29 protein-coding genes are annotated in these 26,740 nt (G+C 69.9%); 4 read left to right on the forward strand and 25 right to left on the reverse strand.

Annotated elements, in window-relative coordinates; genetic code table 11:
• Positions 1-10 precede the first annotated feature (10 nt).
• The 11 genes from BLU27_RS12215 to BLU27_RS12265 all read right to left on the reverse strand — a co-directional run bounded on the left by BLU27_RS12215 (position 11) and on the right by BLU27_RS12265 (position 11,671).
• Complete coding sequence (locus tag BLU27_RS12215) at positions 11-673, reverse strand: acetyltransferase (protein ID WP_092653380.1); 663 nt, start codon at positions 671-673, stop codon at positions 11-13.
• Complete coding sequence (locus BLU27_RS12220) at positions 660-2,123, reverse strand: lipopolysaccharide biosynthesis protein (protein WP_197681805.1); 1,464 nt, start codon at positions 2,121-2,123, stop codon at positions 660-662. The genes BLU27_RS12215 and BLU27_RS12220 overlap by 14 nt, the downstream gene beginning before the upstream one ends.
• Entirely contained in the window at positions 2,120-3,406 is a 1,287-nt protein-coding gene (locus tag BLU27_RS12225) for a glycosyltransferase (RefSeq protein ID WP_092653382.1), read from the reverse strand. The genes BLU27_RS12220 and BLU27_RS12225 overlap by 4 nt, the downstream gene beginning before the upstream one ends.
• Positions 3,403-4,539, reverse strand: coding sequence for a DegT/DnrJ/EryC1/StrS family aminotransferase (locus BLU27_RS12230; protein WP_092653384.1), 1,137 nt, complete (start codon positions 4,537-4,539; stop codon positions 3,403-3,405). The genes BLU27_RS12225 and BLU27_RS12230 overlap by 4 nt, the downstream gene beginning before the upstream one ends.
• Positions 4,505-5,560 carry a glycosyltransferase gene (locus BLU27_RS12235; protein WP_172804941.1) on the reverse strand — a complete coding sequence of 352 codons (1,056 nt, stop codon included), beginning with the start codon at positions 5,558-5,560 and terminating at the stop codon, positions 4,505-4,507. The genes BLU27_RS12230 and BLU27_RS12235 overlap by 35 nt, the downstream gene beginning before the upstream one ends.
• A 158-nt stretch (positions 5,561-5,718) precedes the next feature.
• Entirely contained in the window at positions 5,719-6,687 is a 969-nt protein-coding gene (locus tag BLU27_RS12240) for an NAD-dependent epimerase/dehydratase family protein (protein WP_092653388.1), read from the reverse strand.
• Entirely contained in the window at positions 6,687-7,730 is a 1,044-nt protein-coding gene (locus BLU27_RS12245; protein ID WP_092653390.1) for a Gfo/Idh/MocA family protein, read from the reverse strand. The genes BLU27_RS12240 and BLU27_RS12245 overlap by 1 nt, the downstream gene beginning before the upstream one ends.
• Before the next feature lie 292 nt (positions 7,731-8,022).
• The gene (locus BLU27_RS12250) at positions 8,023-8,637 is read right to left on the reverse strand and encodes an acyltransferase (RefSeq protein WP_197681806.1); all 615 of its coding nucleotides are present in this window, start codon (positions 8,635-8,637) and stop codon (positions 8,023-8,025) included.
• A gap of 205 nt (positions 8,638-8,842) precedes the next feature.
• Positions 8,843-9,679 (reverse strand): HIT family protein, encoded by an 837-nt coding sequence (locus BLU27_RS28985; protein ID WP_157728493.1) that lies wholly within the window; start codon positions 9,677-9,679, stop codon positions 8,843-8,845.
• 208 nt (positions 9,680-9,887) lie between these two features.
• On the reverse strand, positions 9,888-10,385 hold the full coding sequence (locus tag BLU27_RS12260; protein WP_092653394.1) for a glycosyltransferase family 2 protein: 498 nt from the start codon (positions 10,383-10,385) through the stop codon (positions 9,888-9,890).
• A gap of 44 nt (positions 10,386-10,429) precedes the next feature.
• Positions 10,430-11,671 (reverse strand): alpha/beta hydrolase, encoded by a 1,242-nt coding sequence (locus BLU27_RS12265; RefSeq protein ID WP_092653396.1) that lies wholly within the window; start codon positions 11,669-11,671, stop codon positions 10,430-10,432.
• Positions 11,672-11,945: 274 nt separating this feature from the next.
• Between BLU27_RS12265 and BLU27_RS12270 the strand changes: the two genes are divergently transcribed.
• The 3 genes from BLU27_RS12270 (at position 11,946) to BLU27_RS12280 (ending at position 14,828) form a co-directional block, all read left to right on the forward strand.
• A complete protein-coding gene (locus tag BLU27_RS12270; RefSeq protein WP_092653398.1) occupies positions 11,946-12,890 on the forward strand; it encodes a DUF5996 family protein in 945 nt (314 codons plus the stop codon).
• A gap of 337 nt (positions 12,891-13,227) precedes the next feature.
• Positions 13,228-14,013, forward strand: coding sequence for a phytanoyl-CoA dioxygenase family protein (locus tag BLU27_RS12275; RefSeq protein WP_092653400.1), 786 nt, complete (start codon positions 13,228-13,230; stop codon positions 14,011-14,013).
• The gene (locus tag BLU27_RS12280; RefSeq protein ID WP_092653402.1) at positions 14,010-14,828 is read left to right on the forward strand and encodes a phytanoyl-CoA dioxygenase family protein; all 819 of its coding nucleotides are present in this window, start codon (positions 14,010-14,012) and stop codon (positions 14,826-14,828) included. Before BLU27_RS12275 ends, BLU27_RS12280 begins: the two co-directional genes overlap by 4 nt.
• Before the next feature lie 41 nt (positions 14,829-14,869).
• Here BLU27_RS12280 and BLU27_RS12285 read toward each other — a convergent pair whose 3' ends face one another.
• The 4 genes from BLU27_RS12285 to BLU27_RS12300 form a co-directional block, all read right to left on the reverse strand.
• Positions 14,870-15,769, reverse strand: a complete 900-nt coding sequence (locus tag BLU27_RS12285) for a hypothetical protein (protein WP_157728495.1) — start codon at positions 15,767-15,769, stop codon at positions 14,870-14,872.
• The gene (locus BLU27_RS12290; protein WP_172804942.1) at positions 15,766-17,262 is read right to left on the reverse strand and encodes a prolipoprotein diacylglyceryl transferase family protein; all 1,497 of its coding nucleotides are present in this window, start codon (positions 17,260-17,262) and stop codon (positions 15,766-15,768) included. Before BLU27_RS12290 ends, BLU27_RS12285 begins: the two co-directional genes overlap by 4 nt.
• Complete coding sequence (locus tag BLU27_RS12295; protein ID WP_092653408.1) at positions 17,259-18,329, reverse strand: pyridoxal-phosphate dependent enzyme; 1,071 nt, start codon at positions 18,327-18,329, stop codon at positions 17,259-17,261. The genes BLU27_RS12290 and BLU27_RS12295 overlap by 4 nt, the downstream gene beginning before the upstream one ends.
• 158 nt (positions 18,330-18,487) lie before the next feature.
• Positions 18,488-19,681 carry a sialidase family protein gene (locus tag BLU27_RS12300; RefSeq protein WP_092657600.1) on the reverse strand — a complete coding sequence of 398 codons (1,194 nt, stop codon included), beginning with the start codon at positions 19,679-19,681 and terminating at the stop codon, positions 18,488-18,490.
• Between the two features lie 144 nt (positions 19,682-19,825).
• On the opposite strand from BLU27_RS12300, the gene BLU27_RS12305 reads away from it, so the two are divergent.
• A complete protein-coding gene (locus tag BLU27_RS12305) occupies positions 19,826-20,653 on the forward strand; it encodes a phytanoyl-CoA dioxygenase family protein (RefSeq protein WP_092653410.1) in 828 nt (275 codons plus the stop codon).
• A 137-nt stretch (positions 20,654-20,790) separates the two neighbouring features.
• Here BLU27_RS12305 and BLU27_RS12310 read toward each other — a convergent pair whose 3' ends face one another.
• The 10 genes from BLU27_RS12310 to BLU27_RS12355 form a co-directional block, all read right to left on the reverse strand.
• Complete coding sequence (locus tag BLU27_RS12310; RefSeq protein WP_197681808.1) at positions 20,791-21,054, reverse strand: hypothetical protein; 264 nt, start codon at positions 21,052-21,054, stop codon at positions 20,791-20,793.
• 4 nt (positions 21,055-21,058) lie between these two features.
• The gene (locus BLU27_RS12315) at positions 21,059-22,087 is read right to left on the reverse strand and encodes an RNA polymerase subunit sigma-70 (RefSeq protein WP_092653412.1); all 1,029 of its coding nucleotides are present in this window, start codon (positions 22,085-22,087) and stop codon (positions 21,059-21,061) included.
• 118 nt (positions 22,088-22,205) lie between these two features.
• On the reverse strand, positions 22,206-22,661 hold the full coding sequence (locus tag BLU27_RS12320) for a YbaB/EbfC family nucleoid-associated protein (protein WP_092653414.1): 456 nt from the start codon (positions 22,659-22,661) through the stop codon (positions 22,206-22,208).
• 19 nt (positions 22,662-22,680) lie between these two features.
• Positions 22,681-23,181 carry a WXG100-like domain-containing protein gene (locus tag BLU27_RS12325; RefSeq protein WP_092653416.1) on the reverse strand — a complete coding sequence of 167 codons (501 nt, stop codon included), beginning with the start codon at positions 23,179-23,181 and terminating at the stop codon, positions 22,681-22,683.
• On the reverse strand, positions 23,181-23,519 hold the full coding sequence (locus BLU27_RS12330; protein ID WP_092653418.1) for a hypothetical protein: 339 nt from the start codon (positions 23,517-23,519) through the stop codon (positions 23,181-23,183). The genes BLU27_RS12325 and BLU27_RS12330 overlap by 1 nt, the downstream gene beginning before the upstream one ends.
• 5 nt (positions 23,520-23,524) lie before the next feature.
• On the reverse strand, positions 23,525-24,001 hold the full coding sequence (locus BLU27_RS12335; protein WP_092653420.1) for a YbaB/EbfC family nucleoid-associated protein: 477 nt from the start codon (positions 23,999-24,001) through the stop codon (positions 23,525-23,527).
• 21 nt (positions 24,002-24,022) lie between these two features.
• Positions 24,023-24,577, reverse strand: a complete 555-nt coding sequence (locus tag BLU27_RS12340; RefSeq protein WP_092653422.1) for a hypothetical protein — start codon at positions 24,575-24,577, stop codon at positions 24,023-24,025.
• A gap of 21 nt (positions 24,578-24,598) precedes the next feature.
• A complete protein-coding gene (locus tag BLU27_RS12345) occupies positions 24,599-25,072 on the reverse strand; it encodes an AHH domain-containing protein (protein ID WP_092653424.1) in 474 nt (157 codons plus the stop codon).
• Positions 25,073-25,217: 145 nt separating this feature from the next.
• Entirely contained in the window at positions 25,218-25,790 is a 573-nt protein-coding gene (locus BLU27_RS12350; protein ID WP_092653426.1) for a GNAT family N-acetyltransferase, read from the reverse strand.
• Between the two features lie 19 nt (positions 25,791-25,809).
• Positions 25,810-26,715 carry an NAD(P)-dependent oxidoreductase gene (locus BLU27_RS12355; protein ID WP_092653428.1) on the reverse strand — a complete coding sequence of 302 codons (906 nt, stop codon included), beginning with the start codon at positions 26,713-26,715 and terminating at the stop codon, positions 25,810-25,812.
• Positions 26,716-26,740 lie beyond the last annotated feature (25 nt).

Here is a 26,740-nt window from a genome sequence, read left to right on the forward strand (position 1 = left end):
AAAATGTTGCTTACGTGGTGCGTAGGAAGCGTGCGGGCGAGCCGACCCAGACCTGCTCGGCCGGTACGTCGGTGAGGACCAGAGAACCCATCCCCACAAGGGATCCGGGCCCGATGCGCAGCCCTTCCCGCACCAGCGCGCCGGCACCGATGTAGGCCCCGGTGCCGACCCGCACGCCACCGCCGAGGCGTACGCCGGACGCGACGGTCACGAAGTCCTCCACCACGTCGTCGTGGGTGAGCGTGACGTGCGGCATCACCGCGACGTGTGCACCAAGCCGCACGGACGCGGTGAGGACCGTCTGTGCCAGCAGGACACAGCCGGGACCGAGCGTGCACGACGGCCCGACCGAGGCCGTCGGGTGGACCAGGGTGGCGTACCGATCGGCCCGGACTCCCAGACGGTCCAGCCGAGCCACGATCCGGGCGCGGCTGCCGTAGTCGCCTGGTTTGCCGACGCACACCACAAGCTGCGCGTCCGTACGCCGGGCCGTGTCCTGGACCGAGTCCTCGACCGGGCCGAGCACTCGCACCCCGTCCACGACGGTGCCGTGGGTCGACGGTGCGTCGTCGCAGAAGCCGAGCAGCCGCCAGCCGGGGTGGACGGCCGCGAGCTGGGCGGTTTCGCGGGCGAAACCGCCGCTGCCGACGATCAGCAGATCACGTGCCGGCATCGGGTTGCTCCATCGTTTTCAGGTCGGCGAACAGGCCGCGCATGCGGTACAGCAGGGCGGCCACCGCGGCCACCGCGACCACGCCTGCCGACGCCAGTGCCAGGAGGTCGAACGGGATCATCCGGTGGGCGAGGACGGCGGCTCCACCCACCCCTACGGACACCAGCACCGGTAGGCCGAGCCCCCTGCTGACGGCGGCGAGCCGGATGCCGTGGCGGTGCAGTTCCCACAGGTAGAGGGGGAGCACGAGCGCCGCCGCGACCAGGACGTGCGCCGCGCCCACCCCGGCGATGCCGCCGAGCCGCGCGCCGACGACCAACGTGGGCACCAGCGCGACCAACCAGAGCAGCTGGATGGTGAACACCGCGCGACTGCGGGCCAGCACGACGAAGTAGTCGTACATCAGCTCGAACAGGATGCGGAACGCGCCGAGCAGCGCGAGCCACACAAGTCCGTGCGCCGCGGCGGACCAGACATCGCCGTACACGAAGCGGATCAGTGGTTGGGCGGCGCCGCTCAGCAACAGACATACCGGCAACGTGAGCCCGGCGAGCAGCCCGGCCGTGGACAGGAACGTACGCCGCATCGCGGGCAGGTCCCCCTGCAGCCGGGCGAACGCCGCCGGGGCGACTCCGCGCACCGGCTGGGAGAACATCTGCACCGGCCAGCTCGACAGGTTGAACGCGAGGACGTAGAAGCCGAGGGCAGTCGCGCCCAGCATCCTGCCGACGACCAACTGGTCGATGCTTCCCGCCGCGAACAGCACCAGACTGGACCCCGCCAGTGGCAGGCCGAACCTCAGCAGCCTGCGGGCCACACCGGCGTCGAACCCCAACCGCAACGGCTGCGGTGAGAAGCGCACATACAGAACACCGGAGCTCAGCGCGCCCACGAGCCGGCCGACCGCCAGACTCATCGCGCCCATGCCGACCAGCGCGAGCGCGATCGACACGGCCGCACCCGCCCAGTTGTTCACCTGGTCGGCGATCATCTTGCGGTCCTGGCGAAACTCGCGTTGCACAAGGGCGACCGGCGCTGCCACCAGCCCGTTGATCACGACGTTGAACGTCAGGACGCGAACCACGCCGGCCGCGTCCGGCGCGCCCATCGCCGCAGCGAACGCCGGCGCGCCGAAGTAGCAGGCCGCGTACATGAGCACGCTGGTGACCACCGAGATCGTCGCGACAGTCGACGCGATCTCCTTCGGGTCGCCCGGCCAGCGCACGATCGCGAGGGAGACGCCGAGTTCGTTGAAGCTGATGATGGCCAGGAGAGCGACCATCGCCACTGCGAACGCACCGAATTCGTGCGGGCCCAGAATCCGGGCCAGCGCGATGCCGATGGCGAGGGTACCCAGCCGGGACACGGCGGTGTTGACGAAGCTCCAGCCGACTGCCCGGAACGCCCGGGCGAACAACGGATCCTCGTCGCGGATCGCCAACCTCCTCACCGCTGGTTCCCCCGCTCCTTCAGCTGGTTGAAGTCGTCGGCGGCCACGGTCCCGCGAAGCCGCTTGTACCGTCGGCGCACCTTGTACGCGACGACCCCGGAGATCGTGCGTACCGCCTCCACGCGCGGCCGGCTGCCGCCGGCCGCGCGTTCCAGCGCGTCGAGGTAGATGGCTTCCTGGAGGAGAGCGGCGCCTCCCAGGCTGAAACGTTCGGTCACCAGCTTCAGGCCGAAGTCGCCCAGGTCCCTGCGCCGGGCCTCGTCGGCGGCGAGGTCGCGCAGGATCCGCTCCAGGGCCGCTGCGCCGTCGCCGCCCAGCCCGTACCACCCCTGGTGCAGGAACGTCCGGCTCGACTCCGGGGTCAGTAGCTCGAAGAAGCCGTCCTCGCCCTGCACGATCAGGGGTTGTCCGAACGCCAACGAACGCAGGGCGGAGCCGCCCATGCCGAGGGTGATCGAGGCCGCCGCATAGGCGGCCCGGGGGTCGTCCAGGGCGCCGGTGAGTACGACGGCGCGGCGGCCCGCCCGCTCGTTGGCGTCGGCCGCCCGGGCCTCCACCTGCCCGCGCGCCGGTCCGTCGCCGACGACCACCAGCCGCAGCGGCAGCTCCCTGGCCAGGTCGCCCACCACGTCGACGGCGGTCAGGACACCTTCCAGTTTCAGCTCCGGGACCAGTCGGCAGACCACCACCAGGTCCAGTAGATGGGCGTCGGCCGGGTCGTCAAGCCCGTGTTGCGCACGGAACACATCGGTTGGATGCCCGGGACGGTTGGCAACCAGGTCGACCGGCGGCTCGAGCAGGTTCACCAGGCCGGGGTCGAAACCGCCGCCGGAGTGCCGACTTCTGCCGGCACGCCGCCGGAAACGCTGCTCCAGCACGGACCGCCGGATCTGCGCGGTACCCACGGCGAGCGACAGGTCGGCCGGCAGGAACGGCGCGACCGACATCGACATCACCGTGCACGTCGCTGCGACGTCGCGCCTACGCCTGGTGGCGAAGTACGCCTCCACACCGGGCGGCCACTCGTACCCGTGCACGACCTCGAACCCGCGTTCGTCGATCAGGGAACGCAACCGCCGCACGGTGGTAGGGGAGGGGCGCCGTCGTTCGGAGGGCAGCTCCAGGTGCTCCAGGCCCAGGTCAACCACCCGTTGCACCAGTGGGCCCGGCTCGCTGATCACCGTCACCTGGTGGCCGAGGTCACGGACGGCCCCGGCGAGTTCGACGGCGTTGAGCTGGCTTCCGCCGAGCCCCATGGCGTGCGGGTAGACGAGGACCTTCATCGGCCGGCCGCGGTGGCGATGACCTGCACCACGCGATCCTGTTCTTCCTCGGTCATCTCGTGGAACAACGGCAGGATCAGGGACCGGGTGGTGAGCCGGTCGGTCACCGGCAGGTCGGCCGTCCGGCCCGACGCCGAGGTGACGTACGCGGGTTCCCGGTGCGCGGCCATGATGCCGCGCCGGCCGGAGATGCCGGCCGCCAGCAGTCGTTCCAGCAGCGCGTCCCGGCCGACCGGGAAGTCCTCCGGCAGCACGATCCAGAACGACTGGTAGTTGGTCCGCCCGTACAGCGGATCGCGCACAGTGTGGATGCCGGGCACGTCGGCGAGCAGCCGCTGGTAGCGGGCCGCCAGGTCACGGCGGCGCTCGACCACCCCGGTCAGCCGGGTGAGCTGGACCAGGCCCAGCGCTGCCTGCAGGTCGGTCATCCGGAAGTTGAAGCCGGTCTCGAGGTACTCCTCGATGACGACGGTGCCGCCGGCGTGCCGGTCGGCCGCACTGACGCTCATCCCGTGTTCACGCAGCCGCCGCGCCCGCCGCGCGACTTCCTCCGACGCCAGCGTGAGCATGCCGCCCTCGCCGGTGGTCAGCAGCTTGCGCGGATGGAAGGACCACGCGGCGAACTCGGCTCCGGTACCGACCGGGCGGCCGCGGTAGACCGAGCCGGCCGCACACGCGGCGTCCTCGACCACCGGGATTCCGCGCGCGTCGCACACCGCACGAAGTTCGTCGAGGTCCACCGGAACGCCGGCCTGGTCCACCGCGATCACCGCGCGGGTGCGTTCGGTGAGCACCGCCTCGACGGTCTTGGCGGTGAGGTTGCCGGTGGTCGGGTCGACGTCGGCGAACACCGGTTCCGCGCCCACGTAGCGGGCGGCGTTGGCGGTGGCGATGAACGACAGCGACGGAACCACCACGTCGTCGCCGGGCCCCACCCCGGCCAGCAGCAGCGCCAGGTGCAACGCGGTCGTGCACGACGAGGTGGCCACGCCGTGCGCCGCGCCCATCCGATCCGCGAACGCCTGCTCGAACGCCGCGACGCGTGGGCCCTGCGCCACCCAGCCGGAGCGCACCACCTCCGCGACGGCAGCGGCCTCCTCATCGCCCAGGACGGGCCTGATCACCGGAATCATGTGGTCCCCCCACTTGGTTCAACAGGCCCGCGACCTCGCGGGCCCGGTGCATCCAGTCGTGCCGTGCGGCGTACGCCCGACGACGCACGGCGAGGTCTGCCCGGTCAGGACCGGCCGAGGCGGCCAGTTCCTCGTGGACCGCCTTCACGAACGCATCGCGCGACGACTCCGCCCTGATCAGGGCGGCTCCTTCGGCGTCCTCACGCAGCCAGTCCGTGGCGGGCAGCGACGTCGACACCACCGACCGGCCGGCCGCGAGGTATTCCAACGTCTTCAGCGGGAAGCTCGCCCGGTTGAAATCGTCCACGACGTACGGCGTCAGGCCCACCGTGATCGCCCTCATGTAGCGGGGCAGTTCGGTGTGCGGTCGCATACCCGTCCAGACCACGTTCGGGCGCGCGGTCAGCGCGGCGAACCGCTCCGCCGGGCAGGAGAAATGTCGCGGACCGACCAGCAACAGCGGATGTCCGGCGTCGGCGATGTCCTCCAGCAGGCCCAGATCGAGCCGGCCGTTGATATGTCCGACGAAGCCGGCGACCGGGCGGTCGAACCTTGGAATGTCGTCCGGCCAGGGAAGATCGTCGACCCCTTCGTAGGCGCTCGCCGAACATCCGTTGGGGACTACGGTCGCGTCGAAGCCCATCGCGGCGAATCGTTCTCCCAGCACAGGGGATACCACTGCGATCGTCGTGGCACTCTCCGCCTGCCGTCGCTCCCCGGCGAGCAGCCGTTCGCGCGGGAGACCGAGCAACTCCGCGCCGGCCGCGAGGTCGTCGGTCACGTAGTACAGAGTCGGGACCCCTGGAAATGTGGTCAGCAGATTGTCCGGCACAGCGGCCACAACCGCCGTGACGGGCTGTCCGAGCTTTGCCACCGCCCGCCGCACCTTCACACGGGTCAACCAGGCGGTGACGTGGTGCATGCCGGGACGCTGGGCCCCCGGGAGCACGCGCGGCACCAGCCGCCACAGACCCGGTTTCTCCTGTCGTAGCACCGGACCCCGCACTTTCGTGCGGTTCATGGCCGCACCTCGAAGCTCCGCAAGGCGGTACCACAAGGGGGTGAGAGCCGACCATGGCGGGTCGACGTACAGCACGGGATGCCACGCCGACAGATGTTCTGCCATGAGTCGGTGGGTACCAGCGACTCCGTCGAACTCCCTGCCGGAGAAGTAGACGATCACGCAGGGACCCGCCGCTCGGCTCTCCACCAGGCCACCAACCGGCGCAGGCCCTCCTCCAGGTCGACCTCGGGCTTCCAGCCCAGCGCCCGGTGGGTACGGGAGATGTCGGCCAGCCGCCGGCTCACGCCGTTCACCGCGCGCGCCGGGCCGAACTCGAGCCCGAGATCCTCGGCATCCATCACCCGCATCAGGGCCTCGGCCAGCTCGCGCAGGCTGGTCTCGGCGCCGAACCCGATGTTGAACACCTGGTCGGTCACGTCGGCCCGTGCGGCCAGCAGGTTCGCCCGCGCGATGTCGTCGATGTAGACGAAGTCCATCGTCTGCAGGCCGTCACCGAGGATCAGCGGGGGCTTGCCGTACTCGATGCGTTCCATCCAGCGGATGAGCACCTCGGTGTAGAGGCCGTGGATGTCCATCCGCGGGCCGTACACGTTGAAGTAGCGCAGGGCCACGTAGTCCAGGCCGCGCATCGCGTGGAAGCTGCGCAGCATGCCCTCGTTGAACGCCTTCGCCGCGCCGTAGAAGGTGTCGTTGTCGTACGGATGCTGGGTTTCCGGCGTCGGAAACTGCTCGGCCAGCCCGTACACCGACGCCGACGAGGCGGCCACCACCTTGCGCACGCCCAGGTCCGCGGCCGCCTCGATCACCTCGAACGTGCCGTCGACCAGTACCTCCAGTGCGAGCCGCGGTTCCTCGGCGCACTGGGTGATCCGGATCGCCGCCTGGTGGAACACCAGGTCGGTGCAGGCCATCGCCGATCGCAGCAGTGTGCGGTCGCGGATGTCGCCCTCGACGAGGTTCACCCGGCCGGACTCCAGGGCGGCGGCCAGGTTGTCCCGCCGTCCGCGCACCAGGTTGTCCAGCACCACCACTTCGGCGGCCCCCGCCGCCACCAGTTGGTCCACGATCGTCGAACCGATCGTGCCCGCGCCCCCCGTGACCAGGCAGCGGCTTCCCTCGATCATCAGCTGTCCCCCTCGACGAGTTCCTTCGATCCGCCGGCCGCGATGCTGCGCGACGCGGCCTCCAGCAACCGGACGACCCGCAGGCCGGCTCGCCCGTCCGTCAACGCGGGCCTGCCTTCGTGGATGGCCGTGGCGAACTCCTCCATCACCGACCGCAGCGCTTCCCGTTCCGGCAGCGCGGGTACCTGGATGTCCCCGACGCGGTAGGAGATCAGGGCTGCGCGGCGTTCGTCCGGCGCGAGGCGCGAAGCCGGCGTGAGATCCACGCCGCGGTCGTGCACCGACACCCGCTGCTGCGGGTTCAGGTCGTCCCACACGATGGTGCGCCGGGAGCCGCCGATGACTGTGGTACGGATCTTCGTCGGGCTGAGCCAGTTCACGTGGACGTGCGCCATCGTCTCCCCGGCGAACCACAGCGTGAGGTAGGCGACGCACGCACGTCCGGCGACGATCGGATCGGCGGCCTGTGCGGCCACCGCGACCGGGCGCATCCCCTGCGGGAGTACGAAGTCCAGGATGGACAGGTCGTGCGGCGCGAGGTCCCACAGCACGTCAACGTCGGGTTGCACCAGCCCCAGGTTGATGCGTACCGAGTCGACGAACTGCACCTCGCCGATCTCACCGCCGTGCACGAGCTCACGGATCTTCCGGACGGCCGGGGTGTAGCAGTAGGTGTGGTCGCACATCAGCGTCAGCCCCGCCTCCTCGGCGAGATCGACCAGCTTCGCGGCCTCCGCCGAGGAAGGCGTGAGCGGCTTCTCCACCAGGACGTGCTTTCCCGCCTCCAGGGCGGCGCGCACCAGGTCGAAGTGGGTGGCGGCCGGAGTCGCGATGGCCACGGCCGCGACGTTCGGGTCCGCGAGCACCTGTTCGTAGGAGTCGGTCGTACGAACCGTGGTGTAGGGGCCGAGGACGGACCGGGCGCGGTCGGTGTCCAGGTCGCACAGCCACTCCAGCCGCAGGGTCGGCGTCGCCTGCGCGTTGCGTACCAGGTTGGGGCCCCAGTAGCCGGCGCCGATCACCGCCAGGCCGATGGGCTTCATCGAAGTTCCCCCTCTTGCTGCGTTCTCAGTCGTTCTCAGTGGTTCTCAGCGAGGTGTTTCGGTCGTTGTCGGGCATGCTTCGGGCACACTCCGTCGTTCGCCGGGTCGCGAAGTGGGAGGTGAATATGCCGGGTCAGGACCGACTGCCCGGGCACTGCGACGATCTTCGGGCACTGTCTGGCTCGACGGAGGCGTTTTCGGGTAATCGGATCGGATCGTCACGCAGAGCAGCAGAATCGAGGTGACGTACGCCGCGGGGGTGGCCGACAGCGGCCTCGTTCCCGCGTTCGGGTCACGGCTGCTCGTACGTCAGGTATCCGTCACGTTCCATGTAGAGCTCGCCCGTGCGAGGGCAACGCCACTGACGTACGCCGGAGCCGGAATCTCCCAGCGGACCGAGCGGTTCCCCGGAGCGTCCCACCCAGCCGATCCGCCGGGCGGGAACTCCGGCCACGAGGGCGAAGTCCGGCACGTCCCTGGTCACCACCGCGCCGGCGGCCACCAGTGCCCAGCGCCCGATGGTGCGCCCGGCGACCACGACGGCACGCGCACCGATGGAGGCGCCCCTGCGCACGGTGACACCCTGGGCATCCCAGTCGTCCGGCCGCTTGAGCTTGCCGTCCACGTCCGTCGATCGCGGGTAGAGGTCGTTCGTCAGCACCACCGCCGGGCCGACGAACACCTCGTCCTCCAGGACAGCGGGTTCGTACACCAGCGCGTGGTTCTGCAGCTTGACGCGATCACCGATGCGCACGCCGGGCCCGACGTAGGCGCCTCTCCCCACGATGCAGTCGCTGCCGAGGACAGCGTGCTCGCGCACCTGCGCCAGGTGCCAGACGGTGGTGTCCTCGCCGAGCGTGGCACGCTCGTCGACATCCGCGCCGGGCTGAACGCGTGCCTCACCCACGATGTCCTCCAGATAGGGATTCGGCGGCGCACCCCCTGCGGGTCGCCCGTACTGCGAAGCTGATCAGTATTGTGGTCGCCGCGTACGGCGAGGCGCAGGCGATTGGCCGTTTGCCCGGCAGGTTCGAGGCGCGCCGAGAGCACTGCCGCGAGGGGAGCAATGCGCTGAACGGGCCGGATTCGAGATGACCCTGCACGTCAGGACGTCAGGGCGTGGAACGGATTCCGATGCGGCGGGCGAGCACCTCGAACGGGTTCCGTGACTCGTCGGCCGAGCGCCCGAAGACGTGCACGTGGACGTGGGGCGTCTCCTGGCCCGCGCGAGCGCCGTCGTTGAGGAAGCAGCTCAGTCCGGTCGAGCCGAACCTTCCGGCGAAGTAGGCGCGCACCTCCCGCAGGCGACGCGCGTACGACAGGACTTCGTCCGGCAGCAGCGATGCAGGACTCGCCACGTGGCGCATCGGGAGTACGAGAAGGTTCGCTTCCGTGAGCGGCCGGCGAGGGCGGATGACGCGTACCTCGTCGGCACGCCAGAGTTCCTGGTCCCGGGCCACCTCGGGCACGCAGCCGTCGCAGTCTGCCGGACTCGCCTGGAGGTCGGGGCCGGGCCCCGCGTCGGCACCCGCCGCAGCGAACGCGGTGGCCAGCCGGCAGTCGAGCCGCATCCGCTCCGGAGCCGGGAGGGCCGCGACGCGTTCGTGGGCCGGCAGCGCCATCACCCGAACCGGCTTCACCCGTTCGTTCGGAGCCCGCCCGAAGACGTGGATCGTCGGCTGGTCCCACTCGGCCCGCGGCTCGCCGATCCCGTCGCCGCGCGGGACCCACGACCAGGCGAAGCTCACCCCGAACCCGTCACACCCGAGCGCCGCATGCAAGCCCGCCCGGCAGGTGCGGTAGGCGTGCAGGAGGTCGGTCGCGACGTCGGAACGGTCGATCGGAGCGCCGTCCTTCGGTCGCAGCGCCAGATGTCCTTCGGTGAGCGCCTGCCCGGGTCGCAGGATCTGCCAGTACGCCGATTCCGACAGCACGGCATGCGTCGTCATCCGCCTGACCGTAGGCGATCGAGTGGGTAGCGGCCAAGCAGCGTGTCTCTGCGGGCTGCCTTGTCCTCGGCGTACTCGGATTGCCAACTCACACCCGCGAAGTGGACCACCCGCCGGCTCGAGAGCGCCCAGGATCTGCCGTGTGTCCTCATCACCTGGGTGAGAAGGCCGAAGGTGTCCCAGAACATCGCTCCCCGAACGCACTGGGTCATCGCGGGCGACAGGCCCAGCAGTTCGACCGTCGAGCGGAACGGCGGATCGTTGCGTACCAGCACACAGAACGGATGAACGCGGTCGCCGTAGTCGACGTCGAACCGGTGTCGTCCTCGTTTGCCCAGATGGCTTCGACGGCGAACGCGTCGGGGGTGCTGTCGAGTTCACGCGCCATGGCGCCAAGGGTGTCGTCGCTGACGAAGCAGACGTCGCTGTCGGCAAAGAGGTACGCGTCGCAGTCGGGTTCGGCGAGCACGGCGTCGCGCAGGATCTCGCCATGGGTGTTGACGGACGCGTCGAGCGAGTAGCCGGAGGCGCGGATGCGGACGCCGAACCGCCGCGCCCAGTCCAGCCGTTGTACGTCTCCGGAGTCGTTGTCGAGCACGAGGACACGCAGTTCGGAACGGTCGGGATGGTGGGCGATCAGCGACCGCAGAAACAGATCGGCGTAGTCCGTGGTGCCGTGGTTGATCGTGACGACCTGGATCCGCATGGTCGCGAAACTACGGTGTCCTCACCGATCCGTGCCAGCAGTTTCTACGCGTGGTGTCGTTGGTGGAGGGCGGCGCTGTGTCGAGTGACCGGCGGATTGGCCAGTGGCCGCCCGGTCGACGTTGCCGGGTGGCCCGCGTTCGCAACTGCCCACAGGTGAGCCGACAACCAGTCCAGGCAGGGCGGCATCTCGCCCTTCCACGCCCCGAAGTTGTGCCCACCGGACGGCAGGATGATCGACGACGCCCGCATGGGCGGCTTCACCATCGACAGGAACTTGCGAGTGTCCGGCAGCACCTGGGTCTCCGTCCGGCTGGTCGTGACGAGAACCGAGACCGGCGGTGCCGGCCGGTGGCGCAGCATCCATTCGGGGTCGTTCATGTGCTGCAGGTGCCTGTTGCCGCCGAACAGGTCACCGGTCGTGAAGTCCATGATCGCGTGGTAGTAACCGGACAGCGACACCGCCGAGGTGAATCGGTGCGGGTAGTTCATCGCCAGCTTCACCGCGCAGAAGCCGCCGGTGGAGTCGCCCATCAGCCCCCATCCAGCTCCCGGCCGGGCAACGCGGAACTTGGCCGAGATCGCGTCGGTGAGGTCCTGGGCCAGGAACGTCTCCGCCTTCGGTCCGTGCGCCACGTTGGTGCACTCGGTGTCCCGCGGCGGTGTGACCGTCTCGTTCGTCATCACCAGCACCATGGGCCGGGCGCGGTGGTGTTTGATCTGCGACTCCATCGCCCACGGATAGTTCATCCGCATGATCAGGTTGGAGGCGGTGCTCGGGTAACCGGGCATCACGACCAGGCCGGGCATCCGCCTGTGGGCGTAGGCGGGGGAGAAGTACGCCGGCGGGAGGTAGACGAACGCCTGCGAACTCAGCCCCGACTTGGCACCGCGAACCGTCACGTCGAGGATCTCACCGGACGTCCTGGCGGTCGCCGCCGGGAGGATTCCCGACCGAATCCGAACGGAGTCGTACCGCTTCCCCGTCTGACCCTCTCCACCGGTGACCGGTGGTTGTGGGTCGACACCCTTGACCACCACGTTGTCGGCGTTGTTGGCCGTGCCCAGGACGTCGGACAGAGAGGTGTAGAACTGGAAGTTGTCGTTCACGGCCACTGCGGCCATCGCGAGCGCCGCCAGTTGGGCGGCCACCAGCACGCCCAGCCGAGCGAGCAGGGAGCCGGGCCCTCGGCCGTTGATCCGGGTCAGCGCCCACAGTGCGAAGCCGATCACGACGAGCCCGGACGCCACGCACACAGCAAGGAACCCACTGCTGGTCAGTCCCATGATGATCTCCGTTCCTGCCGCGCGGGGTACGCCATCACTTCAACGGACATACCCGGCCCGCGGCTCCCGGGTTGGAAGATTCTTGACCGTCCGCTGACCGATGCCGTGGGACTGGTGGCCCCGCGTGCGACCACGCAGCCCCCGCTTTGTCGTTGCGGGGGGATCGCGGGAGGATGCAGCGGGACCGCCTTTGCGGTACGCAGACCTGAGGGGCCCCTCCAAGGTGTCCCACAGACCCGCACCAATGGGACGAAAGCGGAAGGGGCCAGGCGACATGGGGGAGACACAGACAGCCAAGGTCGAGGCGTGGCCGAGCCTGCGCGTGGACGACTGGACCTCCACCCGCGACACGCTGCACATGTGGACGCAGATCGTGGGCAAGGTCAGGTTGTCACAGGCACCGTTGCTCAACCACTGGTGGCAGGTGACGCTGTACGTGAGTCCGCGGGGGCTGACCACCGGCAGCATCCCGTACGGCGACAGGCTCTTCGACATCGAGTTCGACTTCTGCGACCACCAGCTCCTCATCCGGTCGAGTGACGGCGGCGTGCAGACCGTCGCCCTGGAACCGAAGTCGGTCGCCGACTTCTACCAGCAGACCATGCAGGCCCTTGGCAGGCTGGGCTTCGAGATCCAGATCCTCGCCCGGCCCAACGAGGTCGAACCCGCGATCCCGTTCGCCGAGGACACCAGGCACGCTGCCTACGACGCGGAAGCCGTCCACCTGTTCTGGCGGCAACTCGTCCAGGCGAGCCGCGTCCTCGGGATCTTCAGGTCGTACTTCGTCGGCAAGGTGAGCCCCGTGCACCTCTTCTGGGGTGCGCTGGACCTGGCGTGCACGCGATTCTCGGGACGGCCGGCGCCCGATCATCCGGGCGGTGCGCCCAACTGTGGCGACTGGGTGATGGTGGAGGGCTACTCCCGCGAGCTCAGCAGCTGTGGCTTCTGGCCCGGTGGCGGCGAGGAGGGCGCGTTCTACGCCTACGCCTACCCCGAGCCGGACGGCTTCGCGGACTATCCCGTCGAGCCGGCTGCGGCCCAGTACAACCAGCAGTACCAGCAGTTCCTGTTGCCGTACGAAGCGGTCCGGACGGCCGACGACCCCGACGAGACCCTGCTGCGGTTCCTGCACACGACGTACGCGGCGGCGGCCGACCGCGGCAACTGGGACCGCGCCATGCTGGAGGCCGACCCCGCCCGCTGGGACCAGTACCGCTGACCGCCACGCCGAACCGTCAGGCGCGACGACGGATCGAGCCGGCGTCGCGCCTGAGCATCACAGGCCGGTGGTGCCGTCGACCCGTTCGCGGAGGAGGTCCCCGTGGCCGTTGTGCCGGGCGTACTCCGGTCCACATGGCCGCGATGATGCCGCACCTTCCTCACGAACACCAGTTTCGACGAGGATTCGAGCACCGCCACCAATGCATCGGTAGCGGTGCTCGGAATGTGCATGGGAATACGTGTTTCGTGCATGGTGACGGCGTCGACTCTGCGGCAGGCTTCGTGGAAGGGCCCGAGTTCCAGACGCCGCTGGTGAGTGCGGAGGACGGCAGAACATGGACATGGAGACGGCGCTGAGCGAGCTCGGCGTGACCGACGATCTGCTCGACGCGAAGACGAAGGCGCAGCTCGACAACGACGGGTTCGCACCACTTCCCGGGATCCTGTCGCCGGAGCAGGTGGCTGCGTTGAGGAAGCGGCTGGCCGAACTCTCCCGCATCGAGGGGAGCCGTGCGGGGGAGGAGGTGCACCAGGAGGCCGGTACCGACCGGCTGTCGGATCTGGTCAACAAGGACCCGATGTTCGAGGTGTGCTTCACCCATCCGGTGGTGCTCGCGGCCGTTCGCCATGTGCTGGGGGAGTTCCGGCTTTCCTCGCTCAACAGCAGGGCGGCGTTGCCGGGCCGGGGTCACCAGGGGCTGCACGCGGACTGGGGAGTTCTGCAGGAGGGGCAGGGCTACCAGGTCTGCAACTCGATCTGGCTGCTTGACGACTTCACCGCCGAGAACGGCGCGACGCGGGTGGTGCCGGGCTCGCACCGCAAGCGTGGCATCGGGCCTGCCGACGAACTGGACGGGGACCCGCGAGCCACCCACCCGGACGAGGTGCAGTTGATCGCGCCCGCCGGAACGGTGGTGGTGTTCAACAGCCATCTGTGGCACGGCGGTACGCGCAACAACAGCGACCGGCCCCGCCGCGCGTTGCACTCCTACTTCACCAGGCGCGACCAGCCGCAACAGCTCGACCAGGCGGAGTATCTCCGCGTCCGAACGCGTGACCGGCTGAGCCCTGCCGCCCTCTACGTCCTCGGGGTCTGGGACGAGCTCGGGACGGCTTCATGACCGACGCCGTCTCGCCGGTACGCGTGGACGCAGACGCGGACCCACCCCTGGACGACTGGATCGAACGCTTCCACCGCGACGGCTTCCTGGTGGTCGAGGACGCCCTGCCGGACGATCTCGTGCGGGAGCTTCGTACCGACCTCGACGACGCGATCGGCGCCGCGCCCAACAACGCCGGTCAGGTCGAGATCCAGGTGCGGATGTTCGAACGCAGCAAGGCGCACCTGCGACTGTTCGACCACGAACCCGTCGTCACGTTCGCCGAGCGACTGATCAGTCAGGACCGGCCGGGCCTCGGTCCGGACCACGTGCACGTCGTGCACAACAACGCCTTCCGCACGCCGACCCAGGCGGGCATCTCGACCTGGCACCAGGACGACCCGCCGCACTATCTGGTGACCCACGGCGAGCCGCCGGCCAACGTGCGGCTGCCCGTACTCCTGTTCACCTGCAACTACTACCTCACCGACGTGACCGAGCGGCGCCACGGCCCGACGCAGTTCGTGCCCGGGTCACATCTGTTCGGTGCACACTGCCCACCCACGTTGGAGGGAACGCGGTGGGAGCAGGACGTGGTGACGGCGTACGGCAGGGCGGGTACGGCGATCATGTTCAGCTGTCAGGTCTGGCATCGCGGCCACCCCAACCTGAGCGAGCGAACGCGGTACGTCAGCCAGGTCTCCTACGCACATCGCCTCATCGGCCACCGCTACTTCCCCTTCATGAACTACGTGATGCCCGAACACGTGTACGCCGGGGCGAACCCGCGGCTGCGGCGGCTGCTCGGCTTCCTGCCGACGGGCGCCTACGGTTAGCGGATCCGGACAGCACGTACGCGTAGGGGCGTAGGCGCCTGTCAGCGACCGAACCGGACCGACTCGTGCACGGCCATGCCGGTCGTTCCGGCAGCGTCGCGTGCCGTGCTGAGCCAGCGGATCTCGTCCGCCCGCCCGTTGGCCACCCGGCTTCCCCACCGCTCGAACATGTCGGGAAAGCGGTCGGTGTCCAGCGGTTCGCCCTCGTGGAGTACGCGCAGTGGTTCGAGAGCGACCGCGCCACCCGGCGCGGGTATGGTCCACGCGCCCGGCTCGCCGTGCGGCCGGTCGGTCCGGGGGGCGCCGTCGACGAAGATCTCGACCGGACGCGGATCCCCACCCACCCGCCACTCGGCCACTCGCGCCCACCGCGCACCGTTCGACCGGTCGACAGTGTTGAACACGACCGTACGGTCGGGCAGATGAACGCGGCCCCACTGCAACCGGCGAAGCCCCAGCAGCCTCGGCGGCAGCCGCAGCCACACCCAGTCGGAGTACCCGAACCCGGCCAGCCGGGTGGCGGCCCCCGAACCCTTGTCGTCCCAGGAGACCTCGGCTCGCGCGGAGGGTACGGCCACGTGCCAGTGCACCCGCGAACTGATCGGCGGATCGGCCGGATGCCAGGTGGGTGTCGGCGCGCGGTGCACCAGCCGGAAGATGCGCCCGTCCCGGGTGGCGATGGAGTACTCCATCCCGCCGTCCGGCAGCCGTCTGGGTGCCCCGGCGATCGGGCGTCCGCGCAGCACCTCGCGACGGCCGTCGGGTAGGTAGTGTTCGACCGCGCCGTAGGGGATGTGCACTCCGGCGACGCGCAGCCATGCGAGGTAGGCGATCACCACGTCACCGTCGGGGCCGACCAGGTCCGCGTAGAGCTTGCGGAGGAGGAACCCTCGGCGCACCAGCGCACGACTTGCGGTCGTCCCGCCCAGCGCCCGGCTCACCACTGCCCCACCCGACGCCAGTGGAGCCCCGAGACCACGAAGACCAGTATGGTCGCGACCCCGATCACCGGAAGTATCGGCCACAGCAACCCCCTGTCGTAGGAGAACATCGACCTCGGCCAGGCGGGTTCGCCTCGCGAGGTGTGGATCAGGGCCAGTGCGACCGCGGTTACCACCAGGCTGAAGAGATGGCCGGAAGTGAGGCCACCTGCCCACGGCACCCCGAACGTCTCGTCCCGGAGCGAGTCCACCGCGAACCGGCCCATCGCGTACAGCAGCATCACCACTCCGGTGACCACGCCGGCCGGCGCCGGCCGCAGGCTCACCAGCGCGGCCGTCAACACCGCCGCGGCTGTGGCCGCCGCGGACAGCACCTGCACCGGGATCCGCGGGCATACCCGGTCCGGGCCAAGCTGCCGGACGACCTTACTCTCCGGCGCGTACCAGCGGATGCCGTGCGGCCACTCCCGGCCGAAGCAGCATCCGTAGGTGAGGCAGCCGATCCGGCCGATCACCGAGCAGACCAGAACGGTCGGCACCATCCGGTCCAGCAGCCACAACAGGCTCACCTGCTCGACGGCCGCGAAGACGGCGGAGCCGGCGAAGAAGCCGATGTAGGTGCCCCAGGAGACGAGCCCCACCGTACGAATCGCCCGCCAGGCGCCGAGCGTCCTGACCTGCTCCCAGGCCACCACGAACCACAACAGCCGGCCGCCCAACGCCATCGACGGCACCAGGACCAGCGCGTAGGTCAGGAGAGCATGAGGGCCGAGACCGTCGGTGGCGAGGCGGCCGAGCATCAGGGTCATCGCCACCGCCGTGCCGGACGCGACAAACAACCCGTACGTGACCCAGATCGTCGGCCCCACCCGGAGGAGGACCGGCTGGTTCGCCAGCCACTCCACCGGCCCGCGAACCCTTTCCCACAAGGGAAGCAGGAGGTGTGCGAGATGACGTGATCGCGGTTGGTACTGGTCGTAGGTGCCGGCGAAACGACGGCGCAGCACCGGTCCCTCGTACCCGACCACGTAGTCGACGACGCCCAGCGCGAGCAGGCCGCAGGCGAGGAGTTCGCCGGGTGAGCGGTCGAGCAGGGCCAGCCCGGCCGCGGCCGCGACGTACCCGACGTAGACGGGATGCCGGCTGAGGCGGTACGGCCCACTGGTGACCAGGCGCACCGGCGGCAGGTGGGAGACCGGCCAGCCGCCGCCGACCACCCGCAGCAACACCATCGACCAGGCCATCCACGCCAGACCGGCGCCCAGCAACGCCGCACCGCCGACGCCCCAGTGGCGACCGGGCAGCTCCGGCAGCGCCAACGCGACGTTCAGCGAGTTGCCCAGTGACCACAGCAGGAGGGGAAGTAGGCCGAAGAAGACCGCGACGTAGCCGGCCATGATGCCGGCGGTGGACGTACGGCCGCGCCGCGGAATGGGAGCGTTCCCAGGCTCGAAACCGCCACCAGGCAGGGGTTCGTTGACGACGGTGTTCATGAGCCGGCCGCCTTCTGCTCGGCCCCGCGCAGGTCGCGCCATTCGGGCGTGTAACCGCAGTGCCAGAACATGCATGGTCCCTCGACCTCGCCGCGCGCCATCATCGCCTCCATCGCCGACCAGGTTTTGGCCCCGAAGATGGGGTCGACTGCGATGCCGTTGGTGGCGGCCACCCGTTCACAGAGGTCGACCAGCCGGTCGGGGTAGTCCCCGAAGCCGCGGCCCACCTCGGTGGTGACGATCTCCAGCGGAGGCAACCGCAGCGCCGGTACGCCGAGCCACCTCGTCGTCCAGCGAGCCAGCAGCCGGGCGAGCAGGTCGATCCGGCCCGGGTAGACCTGGACGCCGACCACCCGCACCGGCGGATGGCCACGAGCCGCCAGCAGCGCGGCACCGACCAGGAAACCGACGATGGTGTTACCGGTCGCCACCGACACGAAGATGGCACGTGGCAGGGGCCCCTGCTCGGCGAGCTCGAGTACGCCGCGCGCGTTGCCCAGGATGGCGCTCGGATGGCAGACGCCCGGCAGGACGACCAGCGGACGCCGCCCCGCCGCCCGCCCGGCCGCGTAGGCGCCGGCGGCTGCCCGGGCAGCCGCGACCCGGCTCGGCCCCAGCAGCCGGATGTCGTCGCGGATGCCGGCGAAGTGTCGCTCGCGGTCCGAGGGTGCCATCGGTGGGTCGTCCACCACCAGCACCGTGGACCTGATCCGGTGCTCGCGCAGGATCGGGGTGATGTCGAACGCGAGGTTGGTGATGTTGCCGGCGAACGCGATCAGTTCGTCGTGCCCGACGGCTCGCAGGTGACCGAGCAGTCCCTCGATCTTGCGGGTCTTCGCCCCTCCCCGGCCCAAGCCGGAGAGGTCGTCACGCTTGACGAGCACGGGCCCGGCCGCCGACTCACCCGCCGACACCGGGCTCGGCCACCGGCCCAGCGGCACCACCGGCAGCGTGGTCAGTCGATGCAGGGCACGGGCCGGGTCGGTCGCCGGGGCGTCTCCGGTGCCGCCTGGGTCGAACGGGCCGAACGAGCCGAATCCGTTGGAACGCGCGCCAGCAACCGTCATGGTCCCTCCAGCCCACCGACCGCGGCGACCGCCGTCCGTGCACGACCGTCCGTGCACAACCGCCGGTGGTGCACGTAGTTCACTGTCGCCGCAGGGACGAATCAAGACCTGCCGCAGGACGGCGTTCTTCGGTACCGCCACCAGGCAGCGGATGCCGGTCAGCGATCAACAGCCCCGGTGGCGTAGTAGGCCTTGCAGACCCCGTCGCTGTCGTAGGCGGTGGCGATCTCCAGCAGCCGGGTGCCGTGCCGCACGGTCAGCAGCGGTGAGCTGTAGTTGGGGCAGTAGTTGTCGTACGGATCGGGAACGCTCACCGGCGCGGGGATCGGCCGCCACGGTCCGGCCGGCCCGTCGTCGCTGACGAAGACGGTGTGCCCGTTGCCCTCGGCGACGGTTCCGTCCGCGGCGTACAGGATCTGCCCGGTCAGGAACAGCCTGCCTTCCCGCCCGGGGCCGGGCTCCCAGGTGATCGTCGGGGTGTGCTCGAAGTACGTGCCGTCGGTCGCCCGAACGGTCGGGCCGAAGTCCTTCGGGTCGCCCCACTGCGCGCCGTCAGCCGACTCGCGGTAGTGCGCCTTGCAGTCGTACGACGGTCCGCACACCTCGTACGTCATCAGGTAGCGGCCACCCGCGATCCGCCGGACGATGGGCATTCCGGGGCGCGCGGCCGGGTCGTTGCTCGCCACCACCGGCACGCGGCCGGTCCAGTGCACGCCGTCGGCCGACGACTGCGCGACGAGCAGTTGACTGTGTGCGGGCTGGTCGGTCTCGTCGGAGTAGAACACCACGAGCCGCCCGTCCCTGGTCACCGTGAACTCCGGCTCCCACAGGCCGCCGGTGTTCTGGGCGACCACAGGCGTGGCGAGGTGGGACCAGGTGTGACCGTGGTCGCGGCTGGCCGAGATCCGGATGCTCATCAGCCGCGGGTCGGTGGACTGCCCGGCCGAGGACGCCCACAGGAGGGTGCCGGCGGCGAGCTCACCGACCCGGCGCGGAAGTTCGTACAACGTGGCGCAGCACAGTCCCCTGCCGTTCGCACTGGCCGGGTCGGCGACCGTGCCGATCTGCCCGAACGACCGGCCCTCGTCACGGCTGGCGTAGATGGCGCCCAGACCGGTGTTGCCGTCGAACGTCACCACGCTGCCCAGGATCGTCCCGTTGGCGGGCCCGGAGTGCTGGAGGCGGACGAGGCGCGGGTAGAGGCCGACGTTCTCGCGAAGAAGCGTTCCGGTCGCGCCGGTCGACGCCTGTGCCGCGGGCACGTTCGTCGTTCCCGCGACGGCACCGACGACGAGCACCGCGAGTGCGATCAGCAGGAGCCAGGCCCTCGGGCCAGGACGGTGTGCGACCATGGCGAAGCCTCCGTTCTCGGTGGTGTGCACCCAACGAGCAGGCAGCACTCCACCCTGCCACGGAGGGCGGACCCCCGTGATCGACGAAGTCCAGGACTGGTCGACCATGCGGCGCCGGCGGGATTCGCGTGCTGGGATTGGGCGATGGACACACCAACTGCGGGTGTACGGGAGAACGTCGCTCGAGCCGGTACCGCCGGGAAGGTCGTTCGGGAGCTGACGCTGACCGACGGCGAGGTCGCTTTCTACCACCAGTACGGTTACCTCCTGCTGCCGGGGTTCGTCGAGCCGGCTGTGGTGGAGGCGCTCCGGACGGAGACCCTCGACGTACTGGAAGCGAACGGGGTCTCGCGAGCCTCGTTGGAGCAGGCCAGCGGGGTGGGCGACAAGCTGCGGCAGTGTTCTGCGTACGTCGCCGGGTCGGCGCTGGACGAACTCATCAACTGCCCGGCGACCCTGGCCGTCGCCTCGCGGCTCGTCGGTGGCCGAGCGGTGCGCTATCTCCCGTTCACCGCGGTGAAGGCCGGCGGTGGCGGCGGTACCTTCCATCTGCACCAGGACAACAGCTACACCCGGCACGACCCGGCGATGGGCTCGATCAACATCTGGGTCGCCCTGGACGACATGACCCCGGACAACGGCTGTCTGCAGATCGTTCCGCGCTCCCACCTGGGCGAGCAGTTGCAGGCACGCGGCAGCGACGACGGGGACGCCCACCGCCAGGTGGACGTCGACCCGGCCACGGCCCTGCCGATCCGGATGCGGGCCGGTGACGCGGTCGCGTTCTCGCGGTGGACCGTGCACGGCTCCGGGCCGAACCACACCGACCGGCCGCGAGTGGCGTACGCGCTGCAGTACCACCGCGAGGACGTGCGATGGCTGGACGCCCAAACCGGCGAGTGGCACCTCCTGCTCGACACCCCGCGTACGAACACCGAACCCGTGGCCAGGCTGGACGACCGACCGAACTGACCTTCTCTGGCAACGTTCCCAGAGAAGGCCTCCGGGAACGTTCCCACAACAAGATCACGCCGCCTTGCGCACCTGGGGGCCATCACCGTTGCAGCGACCTGCTGTTCATGTCGTTGCTCCATCGTTCGGTGACTGGTCTACAGGGTGCCCCGACTGGCAGGGGACCGTGCCGGCCCGGGGGTGACGACGCGCACCTTCGCCGTACGGCGGCCGGGATTGCGCAGGGCACGGACGCCGGTGCCGCGGAGCCAGAACCCGGCGCCGCGGCCGAGGATCGGCCCGGGCTCGCTGTCGCGCAACTCCAGTTGCACCCGTCCGCGGATGACGACGCCGAACGCGTCGCACCATTCCGCCGGGACCACCGCGACCCGCGCGCCACCGCGCAGCGCGAGCGTCCGCACCGGACTATTCGATGCTGTCGGCCGGCAGGCGCTCAGGCAGCCCGAGCCGCGGGAACTGGTCGGCGTGGAAGGTGATGATCTCGGTGATCGCTCCGTCGGTGATGCGCAGGACGTCGATCGTCAGCGGCAGGTATGCGTCCTCGCTCTTCCGCCAGAGGTAGAAGGCGACGGCGGGCTGCCGGTTCACGGTGGTGGGGGCGCCGCGCAGGCCCGCCGTACCCTCGAAGCCTTCCTCGACCCAGTTGCTCACCACCGTGTCGCGGCCGACGTAGAGGCCCGGCGTGGGGGGCATCGCGAAGCGGACGTCGTCCCGCAGCAGTGCGGCGAGCCGGTCGACGTCCGTGGCCACGCTGGCGTCGGTGTAGCGGCGTACCAGCTCGCGCGTCCTGGCGTCCTGCTCGCCGCCGGTCCAGTCCTGCCGCTCGGCGGGCAGGTGTTCCCGCAGACCGGCGCGGGCCCGCTGCAGCGCGCTGTTGACGGAGTTGACGGAGTCCCCGAGGAACTCGGCGACGTCCTTCGCCGGCCAGCCGAGCACGTCCCGCATGATCAACACGGCCCGCGGGCGGGGCGCGAGGTGCTGAACCGCGACCACGTACGCCAGCTCGACCGTCTCCCGCGCGACCGCGACGCTTTCCGGCTCGTCCGCGTCCCCTGCGGGCAGCTCGTCGAGCAGCCGGTCCGGGTAGGGCTGCAGCCACAGCACCTCACCGTCCGTCGCAGGCTCCGGGCGGTACTTCGCGAGCAGGTCCAGGCAGGCGTTGGTGGCGATCCGGTACAGCCAGGCCCGGAACGTGGACCGGCCCTCGAAGGTCTCCCGCCGCCTCCAGGCACGCAGGAACGTCTCCTGCACGGTGTCCTCGGCGTCCTCGAACGATCCCAGCATCCGGTAGCAGTGCACGTGCAGCTCCCGCCGGTGCCGCTCCGTCAGCCCCGAGAAGGCCGGCTCGTCGACCTCGCCCAGACCGCTCACCACCGGGTCGCTCCCGCCCTGACCGTTCATGCCCAGCTCCTCCAGCCGCGTGCCCGCACTCATCCCGTGATCCTTCCGTGTCGCGCCGGGTGCCGTCGTAGGTGAGACGGGCGCGGGCGCGAGAACTCATCACCGGGGTCAGCCGGCAGGCTGATCCGGTGAGCGCGGGAGGCGGCCGGCTCTAGGTGTTCGGCGTACGGCCGGCACGGGGAACTCGGCCGGCAGCGGTGTTCATCGAAGCCAGCTTGTCGATCAGCGCACCGGTCCGCATCGCCGCCGCCTGCTGCAGCGCCATGATGCGTGCGGGATCCCAGGACCCGGCCGCCTGGGCACGAGTCTTCTCGCGCACAGTCGCGGCCAATGCGTCCCATGCCCCGTTGACGGCTGCAACCACGGCGGCGGCCAGATCCTCGGCCGGAAGCCGAACGGCTTTCGGAGTGAGATCGACGCTCGCGACCCGTCCGTCCGAGGTCACCGTGGCGCGGACGAGGCCCTCGCCGTCGGTGCCTTCGGCGGACACCACCTCGGCGTCGGGTCCGGCCTGCTCCCCGGAACGCAGGTGCGAGGCCACGGCTTCGCGGGCGATGTCCAGCACTCCGGTGAAATCCCGCGCGGTGAGGTGGGGTTGATCTGTCATCGAAAGACCTCCGGACGGTTCAGCCGAGCAGGGCCTCGATGACCTTGCTGAGAGCGAAGTTGATGGCGAGGCCACACAGCTTCTTGGCCACCGGAATCCACAGCAGGGAAGCGCCGAAGGTGGCCACGGCCGCGGCGATCGCCTCGGCTATCTGGATGACGAGCAAGGTCAGCTGGACGATCACCGTGATCTTGAGCGCCAGGACGAGACCGGCCGCCACGAACAACGCCGGACCGACCAGCGTCGCTCCCTGACTCCCGTCCTTCAGCACCATCGGCCCGCGGTCGGGATGGGAGAACTGCTGGGAGAACGCGTCGACGTCGTGCCCCTTGTTCTGGCTGGTCACCGTCTGGAACGGGGAAGCCGTACGACCGTGGGTGGCGGAGGCCTGGGAGCCGAAGCCCACCCAGGCCGTACCGAGCTCGAACATCCTGACCTCATCGGACTTGGGCCACATGTAGCCCAGCTCGTTGAGGAAGTCGGCTCCCCAGCCCGGCAGCATCAGTGGCGAGCCGGCCATCAGACCTCCACCCCGTCGAGGGTTCCGTCCAGGTCGGACAGCGCCTCGGCGTTGCCCTGCTCGGTCCGCTCGTCGTTGTCGCCGGCGTACTTGAGCCGCTCGCCGAACTCGATGATGTCGTCGTGCGAGCCGGTGAACGACTCGTCGGCAAGCGCGAACACGGCGCCGTAGGCCATGCCGATCAACCCGCCGACCATGTCGTCGCCGAAGATGTCGCCCATGCCCTCCGACCTGCGTTTGAGGGCCGCCCAGGCCGCGTGACCGTCGTCGCCGATCCGCATCAGGTCCTTGCCGCCGTTGCGCAGCGCCTCCGGGTCGTTTCGGCGTTCGTCCGACATGCTCGTCACCCCTCCTCGGCCTGGCGTCGAAGTTGCACGATGGCGTCGTCGTACCGCTCGGTGAGTGACGCCACGTGCTCTGTGAGGACGTTCTGCACCTGGTCGAGGTCTGCGGCGATCACGTGCGGATCGACGACCTGGTCCTCGCCGGCCGCCTGCGTGGTCCTGGAACGCAGATCCTCCAGCGCGGCGTTGATCGACTCGGCGAACTGCTGCCCGAGCTGGTCCGGGCCGGCACGCAGTGCCCTCGGGTCGAGCTCGATCGACTCGAGCCGGCCGCCGGCGCCGACCGTCGCCACGATCCGCCCGTCCGCGGCCTGGCCCACTCCCCGGAGGTCCTCGCCGGCATCGTCCGCCAGGCCGGCTGCGGGCGCGTCACCGGCCAGCAGGTCGTCGAGCTGCTTCCGCGCCGCGGCGAAGCCCAGATCGAATTCGTTCTGGTCGGTGAGTTCGATCTCGTCGTCGTCCAGTGGCCGGCTCATCTGGTGCCCCTCCCGCTCCGGTCAATCTGCGTCGGAGTCCCACAGCAGTTTGAAATCGAGGCCGGCAAGACCGAGTCCCCTGAGTTCGTCGACCACCGGCTCGGTGTAGAAGACCGCACCGGATCGTTCCTGCGGAATCTTGAAGATCGACCGCTCCGGAACTGCCCGCGATGAGAAGACGTACTTCTCGATCACCATCAGGTCCCCGTCGGGGAACCGCACGAGCTGTGAATGGTTCTCGTCCAGTGCGTCCAGCACCACGAGTGGATTGAACAAGGCGATCCGCGCGTCCGGACACGTGAGCGGCAGGATTTCCCCGAAGGGTTCGAGCACCGGTCCGGCGAGGTCGATCGCCTGGTCGCGAAGGACCAGGGACCAGCTACCGAGCCAGGGAAAGTCCGCGCGGCGGAGAGGAGAACCCGTGTCCTCGTCGGTGGTACCGATCCCGACCGGAACGGGCGCCCAGTCCGCCGCTCGGGAGGTCGCGTCGAGCTCGCCCAGCTGCTCCAGGTCGTCCTCGTCCTCGGCCGTGAGGAACTCGTACTCACCGTCGGGGTACAGCTGGAAGATTCTCACTGTCGGATCTCCACTTCACGATCAGGGCCAGATGCCCTTGTCGAGCTGGGCGCGGACGTAGTTTAGGACAGCGACCACCTGATCCTCGTTCTTACATCTCCTGAGCAGGCCCCACAGCGCGTCGTAGTACGCCCGGCTGTGGGTCGCCTGGTGCGGCGACTTGCTGAACGGGTTTGGATACTTCGACGCGTCCCTGCCGTGGGGGAGCCAGCTGCCGTTGACCGGTTCGTCGAGGTGGATCTTGTACTTCTCCAAGATCGCCCGTGCACGCCTCGCGGAGACATAGTTGGACGCCTTCGGCACCAGGTGCGCGGCATCGTCGGTGAGTTTGCCGGCGGCGTCCTTCATGCCGCGTCTTCCGGCCACCTCCAGATTGTGGCCGAGATTCTTCGACAGGTACTTCTTCTCCACCAGCCGCAACAGATCCGCCGCCGCCTCGGTGATCTTTGCTCTCTTCGCGGCTGCCAGGAGAGCCGACTTCGGTACGCTCGCCATCCCCGTGCCCCCACGTCACCGGTGTCCATCCGATTGATCTTGGGATCGATCGAGTGTGGCACTTTTCCGGCCGGCCACGCCGTGGCGCCTGTGGACAACCGCAGGGGAAGAGCCGGGTGGGTTCTGCCCCGGGCGCCGGAGTACGTCAACGGGCGGTGCTGGACCCCAGCCGTGCGGACGGTCGCTGGTACAACGCACCGGACCTGCGCGACGGTGTGACGACCGTGCCGACGCGGGTGAAGCCCATCCGCTCGTAGTAGTGGTGGAGTTCCTGGTTGCCCCGGTGTACGTCGACGCGCAGCCAGGACTTCCCGGCCCGCGCGGCCAGGTCGGCGGCCCAGGCCAGCAGGTGGTCGCCCACGTGGTGACCGGTGACCCGGCCCGCGATCGCCAACCGGAAGATGTAGAGCGCGTCTCCGGGGCCGCCGGGCCAGCCGTGAGCGAAGTCCGGGTCGGCGTCCGGGCTGAGCGTGATGGTCGCGACGTACCCCTGGTCGTCGGAGCCGACGTAGAGGTGGCCGTCGGCGACGTACCCCTCGATCCGGCGGGCCCGCCACCCTCCGTCGCGTTCGAACCTCGCCGGCCACTGCTCGACGCCGTGCTCGGCGAGCCGTCCGGCTGCGTCGTTCAGCAGCGCGAACACGCCGGGCAGATCCTCGGCGGTCGCCTGCCGCATGGCGGGCAGCTGGTCGGGGCCGGGCTCGGTGTCGGGGCTCATGGCTGTAGGAGCCTCCCCGTCAGTTCTCCCGCCCAACCCCCTCGAAGAGCTGGACGAGAGCACTGGTGTCGAGCGCCCCGAGTCCGGCCGAGCGGGCGTCCTCGTTCAGGCCGACCACGGCCCGCGCGACCGGCGGGGTGATGCCGGCATCCTCGAGGACGGCGAGCCCGAGCCGGTTGTCCTTGGCGAGCAGGTCGACGGTGAACGCGGGGGACCAGTCACGGGCGGCGATCTTGGGCGCGATCTCGCGGAACAGGTTGCTCACCGACGCGGCACCGGAGTCGGCGAGCGTGGAGTAGTACGTCTGCGGATCCAGGCCGAGGCGTTCGGCCGCCGCCATCGTCTCGGCGGTGATCGCGTTGATGGCGCCGAACATCAGGTTGTTGAGCAGCTTGAGGATGCTGCCGGCACCGACGTCGCCGACCCGGATCACCCGGGACGCCACCTTCTCCAGTACGGGTCGGGCAAGGGCCAGGTCGGCCTCGGCGCCACCGACCGGGAGGGTCCAGGCACCGCACCGGTGCGGGCGGCCCAGCACCGGCGCGTCCAGGTAGCCCACGCCGGCCTCGGCGGCCGCGGTCGCCATCGCCCTGGCCGTCCCGGGGTCCACGGTGCTCAGATCAGCGATCACCCGCGGGCCGCTCGCCGCCGCGAGCACTCCGCACTCACCCGCCACCACGGTGCGGACGACGTCCGGGCCCGGCAGGGACAACAGGACGACGTCGGCCTCGGTGGCGAGCTCGGCGACGTCCGTGGCGACGACGGAGCCGGCCGCCTCCTGCCGCCGTACGCTCGCCTCGTCGACGTCCCACACGACCAGCCGGTGGTGCGGCCGGAGCACGTCGGCGACGGCCGAGCCCATCGTCCCGGTGCCGACGATCCCGACGGTGCCGGTGCTGCCGATGCCGGCTGTCTCCTCGACCATGGGTGCCCTCCTCGTGGGACGTCCT

The sequence above is a fragment of the Actinopolymorpha singaporensis genome (assembly GCF_900104745.1).
GTDB classification, from domain to species: Bacteria; Actinomycetota; Actinomycetes; order Propionibacteriales; family Actinopolymorphaceae; genus Actinopolymorpha; species Actinopolymorpha singaporensis.

Excerpts from the sequence above, each read along its gene's own strand:
- BLU27_RS12235 (WP_172804941.1), bottom strand. The coding sequence starts at position 5,560 with ATGAACCGCACGAAAGTGCGGGGTCCGGTGCTACGACAGGAGAAACCG.
- BLU27_RS12315 (WP_092653412.1), bottom strand. The coding sequence starts at position 22,087 with ATGAGTGCGGGCACGCGGCTGGAGGAGCTGGGCATGAACGGTCAGGGC.
- BLU27_RS12245 (WP_092653390.1), bottom strand. The coding sequence starts at position 7,730 with ATGAAGCCCATCGGCCTGGCGGTGATCGGCGCCGGCTACTGGGGCCCC.
- BLU27_RS28985 (WP_157728493.1), bottom strand. The coding sequence starts at position 9,679 with ATGACGACGCATGCCGTGCTGTCGGAATCGGCGTACTGGCAGATCCTG.
- BLU27_RS12350 (WP_092653426.1), bottom strand. The coding sequence starts at position 25,790 with ATGAGCCCCGACACCGAGCCCGGCCCCGACCAGCTGCCCGCCATGCGG.
- BLU27_RS12270 (WP_092653398.1), top strand. The coding sequence starts at position 11,946 with ATGGGGGAGACACAGACAGCCAAGGTCGAGGCGTGGCCGAGCCTGCGC.
- BLU27_RS12330 (WP_092653418.1), bottom strand. The coding sequence starts at position 23,519 with ATGTCGGACGAACGCCGAAACGACCCGGAGGCGCTGCGCAACGGCGGC.
- BLU27_RS12215 (WP_092653380.1), bottom strand. The coding sequence starts at position 673 with ATGCCGGCACGTGATCTGCTGATCGTCGGCAGCGGCGGTTTCGCCCGC.
- BLU27_RS12345 (WP_092653424.1), bottom strand. The coding sequence starts at position 25,072 with ATGGCGAGCGTACCGAAGTCGGCTCTCCTGGCAGCCGCGAAGAGAGCA.
- BLU27_RS12300 (WP_092657600.1), bottom strand. The coding sequence starts at position 19,681 with ATGGTCGCACACCGTCCTGGCCCGAGGGCCTGGCTCCTGCTGATCGCA.
- BLU27_RS12325 (WP_092653416.1), bottom strand. The coding sequence starts at position 23,181 with ATGGCCGGCTCGCCACTGATGCTGCCGGGCTGGGGAGCCGACTTCCTC.
- BLU27_RS12355 (WP_092653428.1), bottom strand. The coding sequence starts at position 26,715 with ATGGTCGAGGAGACAGCCGGCATCGGCAGCACCGGCACCGTCGGGATC.
- BLU27_RS12335 (WP_092653420.1), bottom strand. The coding sequence starts at position 24,001 with ATGAGCCGGCCACTGGACGACGACGAGATCGAACTCACCGACCAGAAC.
- BLU27_RS12320 (WP_092653414.1), bottom strand. The coding sequence starts at position 22,661 with ATGACAGATCAACCCCACCTCACCGCGCGGGATTTCACCGGAGTGCTG.
- BLU27_RS12280 (WP_092653402.1), top strand. The coding sequence starts at position 14,010 with ATGACCGACGCCGTCTCGCCGGTACGCGTGGACGCAGACGCGGACCCA.
- BLU27_RS12260 (WP_092653394.1), bottom strand. The coding sequence starts at position 10,385 with ATGCGGATCCAGGTCGTCACGATCAACCACGGCACCACGGACTACGCC.
- BLU27_RS12265 (WP_092653396.1), bottom strand. The coding sequence starts at position 11,671 with ATGGGACTGACCAGCAGTGGGTTCCTTGCTGTGTGCGTGGCGTCCGGG.
- BLU27_RS12240 (WP_092653388.1), bottom strand. The coding sequence starts at position 6,687 with ATGATCGAGGGAAGCCGCTGCCTGGTCACGGGGGGCGCGGGCACGATC.
- BLU27_RS12305 (WP_092653410.1), top strand. The coding sequence starts at position 19,826 with ATGGACACACCAACTGCGGGTGTACGGGAGAACGTCGCTCGAGCCGGT.
- BLU27_RS12290 (WP_172804942.1), bottom strand. The coding sequence starts at position 17,262 with ATGAACACCGTCGTCAACGAACCCCTGCCTGGTGGCGGTTTCGAGCCT.
- BLU27_RS12295 (WP_092653408.1), bottom strand. The coding sequence starts at position 18,329 with ATGACGGTTGCTGGCGCGCGTTCCAACGGATTCGGCTCGTTCGGCCCG.
- BLU27_RS12275 (WP_092653400.1), top strand. The coding sequence starts at position 13,228 with ATGGACATGGAGACGGCGCTGAGCGAGCTCGGCGTGACCGACGATCTG.
- BLU27_RS12230 (WP_092653384.1), bottom strand. The coding sequence starts at position 4,539 with ATGATTCCGGTGATCAGGCCCGTCCTGGGCGATGAGGAGGCCGCTGCC.
- BLU27_RS12225 (WP_092653382.1), bottom strand. The coding sequence starts at position 3,406 with ATGAAGGTCCTCGTCTACCCGCACGCCATGGGGCTCGGCGGAAGCCAG.